This is a genomic window from Vibrio neptunius (assembly GCF_000967495.1).
GTDB lineage: Bacteria > Pseudomonadota > Gammaproteobacteria > Enterobacterales > Vibrionaceae > Vibrio > Vibrio neptunius.
The window spans coordinates 1-12,594 of record NZ_JXXU01000105.1 but is presented as its reverse complement, the minus strand read 5'-3'; the positions used below and the strand labels follow the sequence as shown (position 1 = coordinate 12,594).

Sequence of the window (12,594 nt, the reverse complement as noted above, 5' to 3'; positions counted from 1 at the left end):
CCACCCGTTCTTCAAGCCTTGAAACTTGTCGACTAACGTGGCTAGTACTGCATCCCAACTGCTTTGCGGCAGAGGAGAACCCCTGACTTTCCGCAACGGCAACAAATTCGTTAATCCCTTCAAAGCTATCCATACTCACCTTTGCTATATAGCAATAATGTTTTGCAAACAAAGTGTATTATCACCCAAATAAAGTGCAATTAGTATTAAGGGGAACAAAAAATATGAATCAATCAGAAGGATAGACGCATGAAAAAGGTACTTATACCCGTCACTAATCACGCTACACTAGGCACTACAGATCAAGCTAATGGTACTTACGCGCCAGAACTCACCCACGTAGTCAAGACACTCCTTACGGCTGGAATTGAGTACGACATCGCTTCAATCAAAGGCGGGAAAGCGCCTCTGTACGGTACGGATATCGAGGGTGACGCGGTGAATGACGAAGTCTTAAGCAATGACGATTTCTTGAACAAAATCAACAATACAATTCCAGTATCTCAGATCAATGGCTCAGACTATGATGCGATTTTCTACCCAGGCGGTTTTGGCTTATTGTCGGATCTTGCCGTCAATAAAGACTTTGCAATTATCGCCGCTAAACATTACGAACAGGGTGGCGTTGTAGCAGCAGTATGTCATGGCCCTGCGGCCTTATTGCCAATAACGCTAAGCAATGGCGATAAACTATTGGCCTCAAAATCAGTCACCGGATTCACACGTGAAGAAGAAATCGATTTCGGCACCATTAACGACATCCCGTTTCTGCTAGAAGAGTCGCTTGCGCGAAGTGCAGCACAATTTAGCAAGGTTCAACCTTGGCAGGAATTTGTCATTGTCGACCAAAGAGTCATCACAGGCCAAAACCCAACTAGTGCCCACAGTGTAGGCCAAAAGTTGGTGGAAATTTTAGCTTAATCGATTTGGCATCAAGGCGTAGAATCCACAGCCTACCTTGGTGCCAGCTCTTCTATGCGTTTTTCTCATCGTAAGCTTTGCGCGCACGCTCAATATCTTGCCGATGGTCATCAGCCCAACATACCAGTTGATAAAGAGGCTTCACAAGCTCCCGCCCCATTTCTGTTAAGCCGTATTCTACTTTTACCGGTACTTCTGGATAGACCGTTCTGTTGACATAGCCTTCTCGCTCTAAATCTCTTAATGTTTGAGTCAGCATCCGTTGTGATATGCCTTCTATTCTAGATTTTAAAGCGTTGAACCTATCTTCCCCATCCACCAACGCAAACAAGATCAAAAGCGACCACTTGTCACCAATTTGCGAAACCACATTGCGCACAGCGCAATCTTCATTGTTATAAAAAACTCGTCTTTCCGGTTTAGCTTGTTCAGCCATGTGTACCCCTTATCAAACTCTAAGCGCGCATAGGTTACCAAAATGTGCCTAGCGAACATGAAAGTGCCTTCTTGTCATGTAGGTTACTATTAATTACTATGATGATCAATGTATACCTAAATAACAACTAGTACCTTGGAGAGAGCCATGCTAACACGAACCATATCCACCATTCTTTTGCTCTTAACGACCACGAGTTATGCGCAATCATCAAACAAATTGACGATTAACCTCCATGAGTTGCAGAAACCAAACTGGACTGAGCAGGAGCGAGCTAATGCCGAATTGATTACCGATTTTGTGCAGAATTTAATGAATGACCATAATTTTGATTATGTACTAGAGCACTACAATGATAGCGCCTACATACAACACAACCGTAATCTACCCGACAAAGTAACAGGCCTAGTGGGTTTCTTGCGTGATTTTGTTGAGGAATACCCTGATTATACCTACGACGTAAAACACATTTATGTCGATGGCGACTACGTCATTTTCCACTCACATGCCACGCTGGATAAGGAAGATAGAGGTAATGATGAGAAAGGCATGAATATCATCGACACTTGGCGACTCGAAGACGGCCGAATCGTTGAGCACTGGGACTCTATTCAGGCGCTTGATTTCTCAATGCGACTGTACTCATTGCTCAGTGGTGGCGATATTCAAAATGGCAATGGTGTGTTTTAATTCGGCCACCGGAATCGAGAACAGGGCGATGATCGCCCTGTTCTGTTTTGTGTCACTGGCCATCAAGGTTAACCGAAGTCCAATGTCATCAATAGTCTGGGTTGATCACTCTCAATCGACGGAGAGCGATGAACAAGCCCTGTTGCTTCGTTGCCTTCCCATCGCCCACCTTTAAGCAATGCTACATCTCCACAGGTAAGCTGCTGCACGTCAGATTCTTCTCTATATAAACCGGATGAACAATCAGGTTGGCCGTTACTGCCATGACCTAACTTTGAACGATCCAAAACATGGTTTGGTAACCAGTCTGTAGCCACCCCATGATAAGTCGTTACCAAACGGCAAGGAACTTGATCAACATGAAAACGCGGACACATTGCACCGCCAAGTGTTGCAAGCCTCAGCCCGACTTGCTCAAGCTCAAATAAGCAGCAAAACATATCAACAAGCTGAACGATGTTTTCTAGCAGAGCTTGCGGTGCTTGACCGTCAGTAGCATAAACCAAATCGTCCATTGCGCTCTCAGGAGAGACTGTCAGCGACTTGCTCAATGAGGGGTTGGTGTCAACAAATTCACGAACCGATTCGATGAACGATGGTTCGAATTGACGCTGCCAAATCACAATATTCACTTCGTCTTTATAGATATCGGCCAATACCGTCGGTTGTTTCCCTGAACTGAAACTGGGGGCGGTCACAACATCAAGCTCAGCACTATAGATTTTTTGTTCAGCCAAAGCCGCATTCATTGCATAACCTCCTATATTAAAAAGCATGATTTGCCAGCTTCATACTTCATTCATGGTGACAACCTCCCTGTTTGAGCGATGACCACGAATGACAGACAAAATCACAATGAAAACGTTATAACATAACAAAATAACTTATCAACTCTTACGTCAAACTAGCGGTAAATCGCCTACTCGGAAATTCGCTAATCGGCTGCACTTTTTTTACCTCTTTACCCGCTCTCCTCTATGGCATGACAACGAGTCACAGACGCGTTGAGCGATGCTTTCTGCCGTCCAGACCGTGCTCAAGCTAACTTGCTCATGAAAATTCCTCATGTTCAATGTGAAGCAATACCATTGTTATTCAAGTACAGAACAACGTTATAAAGGACTCTACTCTTATATCTAGACAGAATTTAGAGACAACAAATGACTGACTAGAAACGTAAACAAATACAAGAAGTAAGCCATCACTTCAGCGTTCATCTAAGGAAATAGGATAACCAATCACCATGACTACAGACTTCAAATTTACTATCAAGAGCCTTAGCCTTGATGAAAACTATCGTCCTTCAGACAACACGCGCATTACAACAAACTTCGCCAACTTGGCGAGAGGAGAAAGTCGCCAAGAGAACTTACGCAATGCGCTTAAGATGATTGACAATAACTTTAATGCCCTTGCTCACTGGGATAACCCTAATGGCGATCGTTACTCTGTTGAACTAGAAATCGTTTCTGTCGACATGGATATTGCAGCCGATGGCGAGCGGTTCCCTTCTATTGAAGTACTCAAAACCTATATTGTCGATCATAAAACCAATGAGCGTATCGAAGGCATTGTAGGCAATAACTTTTCTTCCTACGTTCGCGATTATGACTTTAGTGTGTTGTTACTTGATCATAATAAAGGTAAGTCGCAATTCAGCGTCCCTGATAACTTTGGCGAGCTGCATGGCAAACTGTTCAAACATTTCGTTAATTCAGAGACATACAAACAAAACTTCACAAAGCTTCCTGTTATCTGCTTGAGTGTGTCAGACAATAAAACCTACCATAGAACTGACAATCAGCACCCTATATTAGGCTACGAATATCAACCGAATGAGTCGTCTCTGACAGAGCAATATTTCCAAAAAATGGGGCTAAAAGTTCGTTACTTTATGCCACCAAACAGTGTCGCTCCGTTCGCTTTTTATTTCTTTGGCGATCTATTGAATGATTACACCAATCTGGAGTTGATCAGTACCATCAGCACGATGGAAACATTCCAGAAAATCTATCGTCCTGAAATTTACAACGCAAACGCGGCAGCAGGTAAGTCTTATCAGCCAAGCTTAAATAACCGTGACCACTCTTTAACGCAGATTGTGTATGACCGCGAAGAGCGCAGCAGATTGGCGGTTGAACAAGGAAAGTTTGCTCAAGAACATTTCATTAAGCCATACCAGACAGTGCTTGAACAATGGTCTGCGCAATACGCTTAACAACTGACAGAGGGATGAAAGGCTGACTATGAAAACACTATTACCAACTTCAACCGCTGGCAGTTTACCCAAGCCTTCTTGGTTAGCAGAACCAGAAACACTCTGGTCTCCTTGGAAACTGCAAGGTGATGAACTTACCCATGGCAAACAGGATGCACTGCGTTTGTCGTTGCAAGAACAACAACATGCGGGTGTCGATATTGTCAGTGATGGAGAACAAACCCGCCAACACTTTGTGACCACTTTCATTGAGCACTTAAACGGTGTTGATTTTGAACATCGTAAAACCGTAAGGATCCGTAATCGCTACGACGCAAGTGTTCCGACAATTGTTGGTCCCGTTAGCCGTCAAAAGCCCGTTTTTGTCGAAGACGCCAAGTTCTTGCGCCAGCAAACCGATCAACCGATCAAATGGGCACTGCCCGGCCCAATGACCATGATTGATACGCTGTACGATGACCATTATAAAAGTCGTGAGGAGCTGGCTTGGGAATTTGCCAAAATACTCAATCAAGAGGCCAAAGAACTGGAAGCTGCAGGTGTAGACATCATCCAGTTTGATGAACCCGCGTTCAATGTGTTCTTTGAAGACGTCAATAATTGGGGTATCGCATGCTTGGAGCGCGCAATTGAAGGGCTGAAATGCGAAACAGCCGTTCATATCTGCTACGGCTATGGAATAAAAGCCAATACCGACTGGAAAAAGACGCTCGGCAATGAATGGAGACAATACGAAGAAATCTTCCCGAAACTACAACAGTCTAATATTGATATTATTTCACTGGAATGCCATAACTCACGCGTGCCCATCGAGTTGCTAGCACTGATTCGAGGCAAAAAGGTGATGGTTGGCGCCATTGACGTAGCAACTGAGAGTATTGAAACGCCTGAACAAGTAGCACAAACACTGCGAGAGGCACTCAAATACGTCGATGCCGATAAACTTTACCCGTGTACGAACTGCGGTATGGCACCACTCCCGCGAGACGTCGCACGCAACAAGCTGAATGCACTCAGTGCCGGTGCTGAACTTGTGCGAAAAGAACTGTCCGTTTAGCCAATTCACTATCTCAAGCTGCCTGCAAAGGTGAGGCAGCTTGGACTTTCGCTCCATTACGCCCCAAGTTTTCCAATCAAATACTGGCTATCTATCTCTGCTCCACTGTTCGAGCGTTCGCTACCAAGACCAACCTTTTGCCGACCACTTCTAGCACTTTTTCGCCAAAAGTGTGATCCTCAATTAGAGTTTTAGATCTAACAACTAAAGTTATTGAAATTTATGCAAACATACTCGATATAAGAGTTGTTGCTTATCATTGAGCTTTCCTTGTATCAAGCATCAGCAAAAACCAATAATAAGATTTGCATAGAGACGTTCAGAATGAAGAAAATAATCCTCCTCGCAGTATGTGTCATGTTTGGCATTGCGGTGGCCGCCAGTATGATCTCAACTTACCTTATCTCCAGTCAGAAAATTGATGAGATCATCCTCCATAAATCACAAGTGCAAGCGGAATTCTTGGCAAGCAATGCTGGGTACATCCTCGAAAACTCACAAGATCCGTTAAAAGACCTGCAAACTTTAGTCAGCAAGCTAAAACAACGATCTGATGTCAGCTACGCAATTGTCATTGATAGTAATGTGACAGCGGTTGCTCACAGCGATAAACAAAAGCTCAACAAAACCTATGAGGACAGCTATACCGTCGCTGGCGCGACAAGAGGTGTTCAGCAATATTCAAAGTGGTATGCAGATGTTCAGCAAGTGTGGGTCTATGACATCATGGCGCCGATCTATGTAAACGGCCAACTCTATGGCACCTTCGACATCGGTATTCCCATCACTGAAGTCAGCCAAGCAACCAATGGCATTGTTACTTATCAGCTGTCTTCTATGGTGGCGATCTTCGTGCTTTGTGTCGTCGTGCTGTTCTTCTTGTTAGGTAAGCTAATGAAACCTCTCTCGGTACTTAAGAACGCATTAAACAATATCTCCCAAGGCAACGGTGATCTCACGGTTCGCCTACCCACTAAGGGAAATGACGAAGTCGCTCAGATCTCTTCGGCGTTCAACGTCTTTGTGAGCAAAGTCCACGAAATCATTTCACAAGTGGTCAAAACAGGTGCAGAGCTCAACAACGCCGCTATTGCCCTTCGTCAGCAATCTCAACAAGCCCTAACAAGAGGCCATGAACAAAACGAGCAAGCGATGCTGGTCGTCACCTCAATGAATGAGATGATTGCTACAGTCAATGAAATTGCGTCAAGTGCGGCTGGCGCAGCGAACGCCGCCAGCACAGCAACCAGTGAAGCTCAAGGTGGACAGAAGACGATCGAAAAAACGACCACGGCAATTAATGATCTTGAAACCGAGATGAATAGCACGTCGAACATCATCACAAACCTCGCGGACAATACTCAGTCAATCGGTACCATTCTCGACGTCATTCGAGGTATATCAGAGCAAACTAACTTACTGGCACTGAACGCCGCCATTGAAGCTGCACGCGCAGGCGAAGCGGGGCGTGGCTTTGCGGTTGTCGCTGATGAGGTACGCAACCTAGCGACTAAAACGGCACAGTCTACGGATGAAATTGACGCCATGATTAACCAGTTGCAAACCGAGGCGCAGAATGCCGTGGCGTCAATGAACAATAGTAAAACACTGATTCAGGAAGGCACATCTGAAACTCAAGTGGCAAGACAAGCGCTGGAAGACATTGCCACACAGATCGTCACGATTCTGGATATCAATACTCAGGTCGCAACCGCAACTGAGCAGCAATCCACAGTCGCCAATGAAATCAACCTCAATATGGATACGGTGAGTCACTCTGTGAAACATGGTCTTAATGCTAGCGAACAGTTAGAACATTCAAGCCAGAAACTTGCCGAGCTATCACAAGTTCTCGATCGACATGTTGGGTCATTTAAAATTTAACTCTGTGTTTCCAGATTCGCGCTGTTAGCCGAGTAAATTCAATCAAAGCCAGTCACTTTTGCGACTGGCTTTTTAGTTGATAGAAGCGTCCCCAGCTTGCCATTCATTGAGCCATTTCGAATATGGCATCATTATCGAACGCCCAAGCCAAGGCTAATAAAAAAGCTCCCATGGTTCGGGAGCCTTTCGGTTAGGATCTCGGTGGAGTAAGACGACTCCTCCCTCTTGCTATTGAGGGTTCAGACCCAGTGTTTTGAGAACAAGTTTGAAGTTATCTTGACGCTCTTTGATTGCGTGTACTTCACCGCTGACTGGACAGGTATGGTCTGGACAACCTCGGTTCACAATGCCAGATACCGCATCAATAAACTGTGTACCTTGCAAACCACCATCCACGTATTTTTTCAGTTCAGTATGGTAATTCCAGTCTGCGTATGGCCCACCAACGTCATTGTACGCTTGTACTGATGTCACCCAGTAAAACAAACCTGCGATCCATTTGATCTCACGGTTTTCTTCAGAGCTACAAATCAGTCCTGGGTTAGAACAGAAATCAAGATCGGCATACAGAGGATTTGCCGGTGGCGCTTCAACCGTCACACCATTAACTGTGGTGCCAATAGTCTCTGGGTCAACATGTGAGCGGCCCATAAAGTGGTTTAAGGTACCAAAGTTCTGGCGACCTGTGGTTTGAATAACACCACGTCCCCACCAACCACAGCCTTGTACTGTACCGTTGGTATCTGAACCATCCCAGATAAACTTACCCGCTTTTTGTTCAGCATAGACTTTACATTCATCACGTTCCCAAACCTGCTTAGACGTATCGACAACACTCGGTACTTCATTACAGTGCCCATTGTTTGTCCAACGACCAACATTGCCATTGACGAGCAACCCTTGCTCTTTCAATACTGAATCTGGAGCAGCAAAGATAGGCGCTGGCGCACCATACCATTTCGCATTAGTTAACGCGCTCACTTCCATCTTCGGATCACGAGGACATGAGTAAGGGTGGTCTTGGCCTGTGACTGGATCCATACCATAATCAGCGTACTTCTGACCTAGCTGGCCACAACTTGCTGTCATTGGATAGTCTACTGGCGCACCGTAACGAACTTCAGACCAGTTATTTTCATCACAAGCATTGTAACGAATAGTCTCTTGCATACTTTGCGATAAGAAGGCGGCGATAGCCACTTTCGCATAAAGAGTGTTGGTCGCATCATCCGCTGTATCGTCCAACAGCCAGAAGGTATTACCCGCAACACCTACGTTATGCATTGAGTTGAGACCGGCAAGGAAATCTGCCCATTTATACACTGTGGATGGGATCCATTGCGATTGAGGGGTTTCAAACAGGAAGGCTTGGTTATTCATTGCCGTTTCTGCGTTTGCCAACTCGTTGTTGAGTGATTCGATACGCGTTAACGGCCCACTGGTCACACTCTCACCGACATAGTAGAGCGGCACAGTCGCCTGCTGATAACGGGTAATCTTAGCGCTTAAGTCGGCAGTGTCAGTATCAAAATTGATGGCAAAAATATTGCTGTGTGCCGCTTTACGAATATGGCGTTCTCCAGATGTATTACCTAAGAAGTAAGACGCAGTTTGTGCAGTAGGAAGAGACGTCAACATAGCCGGAGTTTTAAGGTAATCCGTCACTTGTTTCACATATTCTAGTGCGTAGTGCCACTGATTGTCGCTCAATGCAGGTGAAGCGCTCGACTTAGTAAAGGCGACGAAGTCTGCTTTGGTTAATGAATCGGCTTTGTACAGCTCAAATGCAGACAGCAGATCCGACGTAGCGCCGGAAGCTGCATTCCAAACGGCTCTCCGGCCCGAGTGAGTGTCGTAAGCAAAGTCACCGATACTCAGTGTCCAGCCAAACGTCGCTTGAGGAGCAAGTGTCGAAATAACCAGGTTATAGGCTTGAGCCCAACCGCTTACATCGTCAGTCAGTGCATTGATATCATTGATATCGATCTGGCTGCCCGTCGCATCCACAGCAGCGGTTAGCGCCTGCTTAACAGCGACAACACCTAGAGATTGGCCTTTATCTGCCGTCGCAACATCCAGAACATCACTGTTAATAATGACCGATGAAGAACCAGCAGTTTCGACCGTTTGAATTAGAGACACGAACGCATTCGTTAACTGAGTGGCATCAGACAGGTTGGTGCTGCTGATGGTGTCAACAACTAACGTAGAGGGCGCATTAAACGTGGCAGGGCTGGTGACGACGAAATGGCTTGGCCAACCGTTGACTTCCAGTCTTACCGGATCCATAGGGTTTGGTAAGGAAAGTAAGGGGGCAGTACCCGGAGGAGTACTATCGCAGTTTAGATGATGAGCCCAGCTACCGTCACTACCCGGAACGGACGACGTCCACCAATTCGCTTTATAAGCAATGTTGTCTTTTACCATGATATCGCCACCCTTGGCGTGGTCACCTTGGGTCCAGTTTGGATACTCGTTGAACTCAACACACAAGTCGTCAACTGGTCCCGGTGTGGGCGCTGGATCAGGCGTTGGAGCAGGATCTGGGGTCGGCTGAGGGTCTGGATCAGGCGTTGGATTGGGGTCTGGGGTTGGCTCAGGAGTGGTATCGCTAATCAGCTTCCAAGGTGAGTCCCATTCATTGGGATACTCACCCGTTGGGCTCTGGCCCGCACCCGCCCACCATTTGGCTTCATAGGTTTTTCCATCAACCGTGACTTGTGACCCGCCAGCATAAGATTTGCTCGAGTCATAAGGCTCTGCCGCAAATAAGTGGCCGCTTAAAACCATACACGCCAACGAGGTCGCTATCTTACTCATCTTAAACATAATTCTACCTTTCAGTTAATTATCTTGTTGTCTTATTTCATGTTGTAGTAGGGAAAGACATTTACACTGCAGAATAAATAATCATCTGAAAATAAGTTAGCATCTCTGGCCTGACAGATCTGACAAAAAGGTAGGAATAATATCAATATGCGGCAAATATCACGCCTTTACAGTGAGAAAACATTCAGTTAGTTAATGGAATAAAATAACTTTCAGAGGAAGACTCAATCAAGTAAAAGCGGTATCACAACAGAGTCTGTAGACAAACAAACTGATAAAAGAATGGCGTAAAGAAAAGTGTAAGCTTCTGATATAGAGGTGATTTTTAAAATCTCTGGCACTTATCGGGCGATTAATAAGCGTTGGTATGATAAAAAAGCCTGACTTTTTCTCGAGTCAGGCTGTGCCCTTGGCGGTTATTTTGTGTGGAATATCTGCTCCGTTTCAAGCGAGGTCATGGCTCTGATTTGACGCCAGAGGTAATAGAAAATACCAAACATCATCAACATACTTGGAATTGCGATGATCGGGTAGCTGTATAGCGTTAGCTTACCTAACTCTTCATTGAATTCTGGTGTTCCCGCTGGGCTTGTCACAATCCAAGTGGCTAAAAAGTAGTTCATTGCCGAAGAGAACGCGAACGTGCTGGCAAAAAGATAGTTAGATGACATCAAACAACGTTCAAACGCTTCCTTCTTGCCACTTTGTTCTAAACGCTCAGTGATCAACGCCAGATTCAATACCGTGTCGTTCAAAATCATCTTCTGCATAAACGGATAGCGTGTGAACGTAGAGCCCAATACCGCTAAACCAATCAGGCCAGGAATCAATGCTTCTTTCAACGCTAACCAGCGCGTATCTAACTCTAGTAACCCAATCCCACCCGTTAGTAGCACACTGACAAATCCGAGTGCCGAGATAAAGTTAAATTTTTTGTTGCGGATCAGATCCATACAACCGTAAACAATGGGAAATAGCAAAGCGACCACTAAGGCCGTGGCTGTGCCTAAATGCTCATCACCACTGAACTTCATTAAGATGAATGAAGGGATAAATACGTTAAAAAGGATCTCGAATAGGGGGTTCGACTTTTTTGCCGTCGTGTTACTCATAATTTCCTACTGACTCTATAAAATCGGCTGTTATACAACTTTGAGAGGCAGTGTTCATTGCTTAGAACAAGATGTAAAGGGTTAAAGTACCAAGTTGTGTAACGACTTATTAAATAAATCGTTCCAACAATCATTGAAGTAGGAAAGGTAACCCTGATTGGCTTAGGTGGCATATTTGGATTTGAGCCAACCATAATCCAGTTGAAGATAAAACGGCGGCTTAACAGGGTATGAAATCAATATGAGGGTTGATTGACTCGCCACTCGCCAGCCACTTAAATGACGCGATCGGCTGAGCGGGTTAAATGCGTTGGTTGCATAGTTTGGTGTCTCAAATATCTGCTCGGTTTGTGCTTCACCACTTTACTTGCCAACCTAATAGCGTTCTCTGTCTGGGATTCAATGCGTTTCGGAGTGACTTCATAGGTCACTCCGACTTACATTAAGGTGTTTACGGTTCTTCAGATACACATGGAGAGAGTGACAATGGATCATCATAACCTGGAAGAAAACTAGACACGCTCGATGAACCTTCCCTCATTAACACATACCTGAGTTTATGCTTACCTCCAGAAATATGTACATTACTGGAGGCATAGTGAACATTAACTGGCCAACCATAATTCGATTTTATCGACAGTGTAGACAAAGCTTCAATCTCCTGCTGATAAGGTCTTCGCCAATTATCTCTACCGTTAAACTTAATTGATGCTAAGTCTTTACAATAGCGATCAAACTGACCGAAATCCCCTGCATCTATAGATGTATTTTCAATTGAAGCGTCATAACCATCATTGCGCATTGAAGCGAATGCGTTAGTCCCACTCCCCCCTTCTACCCAAAAATCTGAGTGTGTATACCCAGAGTTATACAGAGTGTCATCCTTTATATAATACATGTATCTCATCACTTGCGGTCTTGGCGGCTCGGTAAACCATTTCCCAGCGATGCTACCCGAGCTGCCCGCAATGATATGCAAACATTCCTCCGACTGATGGTTCATATCCGTGTTACCTTCCACTCCACAGGTTTCTAGTTTCCTTGGGGTTTCCAGGCTTACCACCGGAGATAGCAACCCATTATATTCTGCTTGTACACTAAATTGACCGATAGCCCCTGCAACCAGCCTTCCTTCAGGGCTTAGTGTGTAACATGGCTCTCCACCACAATTTTCATCAACCATTGTCCAAGTGACGTCAGTTGTTACCTCTTGTAAATTGAGCTCATCATTTATTGAATAAACTTCCAACTGAAACGGGCGTCCTGAAAGCTCTTGGTTTTGTCGCTGCACATGGGGAGCAGAATTAGCAGGTGGAGCTGGTCGAGTAAACCTTATATGCAGTTTGGAAGAGTCTGTAGGTGTATCATCGTCACCAGAGCCACCCTCGCCACCGCTGGAGTTATCACCACCACCGGAACCACCCTCGCCACCGCTGGAGTTATCACC

Annotated in this window: 10 protein-coding genes and 1 pseudogene; 5 read left to right on the top strand and 6 right to left on the bottom strand. The window is 45.2% G+C overall.

The window, feature by feature from the left end; all coding sequences use genetic code 11:
* Window positions 1-133: helix-turn-helix domain-containing protein (locus tag TW84_RS24260; RefSeq protein WP_157634089.1), on the bottom strand; the 133-nt coding region annotated here is incomplete at its 3' end.
* Window positions 134-249: 116 nt separating this feature from the next.
* On the opposite strand from TW84_RS24260, the gene TW84_RS22855 reads away from it, so the two are divergent.
* A complete protein-coding gene (locus TW84_RS22855) occupies window positions 250-921 on the top strand; it encodes a type 1 glutamine amidotransferase domain-containing protein (RefSeq protein ID WP_045977908.1) in 672 nt (223 codons plus the stop codon).
* 52 nt (window positions 922-973) lie between these two features.
* Here TW84_RS22855 and TW84_RS22850 read toward each other — a convergent pair whose 3' ends face one another.
* The gene (locus TW84_RS22850) at window positions 974-1,357 is read right to left on the bottom strand and encodes a winged helix-turn-helix transcriptional regulator (RefSeq protein ID WP_045977907.1); all 384 of its coding nucleotides are present in this window, start codon (window positions 1,355-1,357) and stop codon (window positions 974-976) included.
* 147 nt (window positions 1,358-1,504) lie between these two features.
* Here TW84_RS22850 and TW84_RS22845 point away from each other — a divergent pair, with 147 nt between their 5' ends.
* Entirely contained in the window at window positions 1,505-2,047 is a 543-nt protein-coding gene (locus TW84_RS22845) for a nuclear transport factor 2 family protein (protein WP_045977906.1), read from the top strand.
* Between the two features lie 68 nt (window positions 2,048-2,115).
* Here the strand turns inward: TW84_RS22845 and TW84_RS22840 are convergent, their stop codons facing one another.
* Window positions 2,116-2,796, bottom strand: coding sequence for a DUF1826 domain-containing protein (locus tag TW84_RS22840; RefSeq protein WP_045977905.1), 681 nt, complete (start codon window positions 2,794-2,796; stop codon window positions 2,116-2,118).
* Between the two features lie 494 nt (window positions 2,797-3,290).
* On the opposite strand from TW84_RS22840, the gene TW84_RS22835 reads away from it, so the two are divergent.
* The 3 genes from TW84_RS22835 to TW84_RS22825 all read left to right on the top strand — a co-directional run bounded on the left by TW84_RS22835 (window position 3,291) and on the right by TW84_RS22825 (window position 7,206).
* A complete protein-coding gene (locus TW84_RS22835; RefSeq protein ID WP_045977904.1) occupies window positions 3,291-4,265 on the top strand; it encodes a DUF1852 domain-containing protein in 975 nt (324 codons plus the stop codon).
* A gap of 28 nt (window positions 4,266-4,293) precedes the next feature.
* On the top strand, window positions 4,294-5,322 hold the full coding sequence (locus TW84_RS22830) for a methionine synthase (protein ID WP_045977903.1): 1,029 nt from the start codon (window positions 4,294-4,296) through the stop codon (window positions 5,320-5,322).
* A gap of 357 nt (window positions 5,323-5,679) precedes the next feature.
* Window positions 5,680-7,206: a methyl-accepting chemotaxis protein gene (locus tag TW84_RS22825; protein ID WP_205622513.1), complete on the top strand. Its 1,527-nt coding sequence runs from the start codon at window positions 5,680-5,682 to the stop codon at window positions 7,204-7,206.
* 228 nt (window positions 7,207-7,434) lie between these two features.
* Here TW84_RS22825 and TW84_RS22820 read toward each other — a convergent pair whose 3' ends face one another.
* The 3 genes and pseudogenes from TW84_RS22820 to TW84_RS24675 form a co-directional block, all read right to left on the bottom strand.
* A complete protein-coding gene (locus TW84_RS22820; RefSeq protein ID WP_045977901.1) occupies window positions 7,435-10,035 on the bottom strand; it encodes a cellulose-binding domain-containing protein in 2,601 nt (866 codons plus the stop codon).
* A 416-nt stretch (window positions 10,036-10,451) separates the two neighbouring features.
* Window positions 10,452-11,147, bottom strand: coding sequence for a VC0807 family protein (locus TW84_RS22815; RefSeq protein ID WP_045977900.1), 696 nt, complete (start codon window positions 11,145-11,147; stop codon window positions 10,452-10,454).
* 451 nt (window positions 11,148-11,598) lie between these two features.
* A pseudogene (locus tag TW84_RS24675) lies at window positions 11,599-12,594 on the bottom strand (hypothetical protein); the annotation flags it as partial.

What these genes read in the sequence shown, in the direction of transcription:
- TW84_RS22820 (WP_045977901.1), bottom strand. Translation starts at nt 10,035, where the DNA reads ATGTTTAAGATGAGTAAGATAGCGACCTCGTTGGCGTGTATGGTTTTA.
- TW84_RS22850 (WP_045977907.1), bottom strand. Translation starts at nt 1,357, where the DNA reads ATGGCTGAACAAGCTAAACCGGAAAGACGAGTTTTTTATAACAATGAA.
- TW84_RS22840 (WP_045977905.1), bottom strand. Translation starts at nt 2,796, where the DNA reads ATGAATGCGGCTTTGGCTGAACAAAAAATCTATAGTGCTGAGCTTGAT.
- TW84_RS22835 (WP_045977904.1), top strand. Translation starts at nt 3,291, where the DNA reads ATGACTACAGACTTCAAATTTACTATCAAGAGCCTTAGCCTTGATGAA.
- TW84_RS22815 (WP_045977900.1), bottom strand. Translation starts at nt 11,147, where the DNA reads ATGAGTAACACGACGGCAAAAAAGTCGAACCCCCTATTCGAGATCCTT.
- TW84_RS22845 (WP_045977906.1), top strand. Translation starts at nt 1,505, where the DNA reads ATGCTAACACGAACCATATCCACCATTCTTTTGCTCTTAACGACCACG.
- TW84_RS22825 (WP_205622513.1), top strand. Translation starts at nt 5,680, where the DNA reads ATGTTTGGCATTGCGGTGGCCGCCAGTATGATCTCAACTTACCTTATC.
- TW84_RS22830 (WP_045977903.1), top strand. Translation starts at nt 4,294, where the DNA reads ATGAAAACACTATTACCAACTTCAACCGCTGGCAGTTTACCCAAGCCT.
- TW84_RS22855 (WP_045977908.1), top strand. Translation starts at nt 250, where the DNA reads ATGAAAAAGGTACTTATACCCGTCACTAATCACGCTACACTAGGCACT.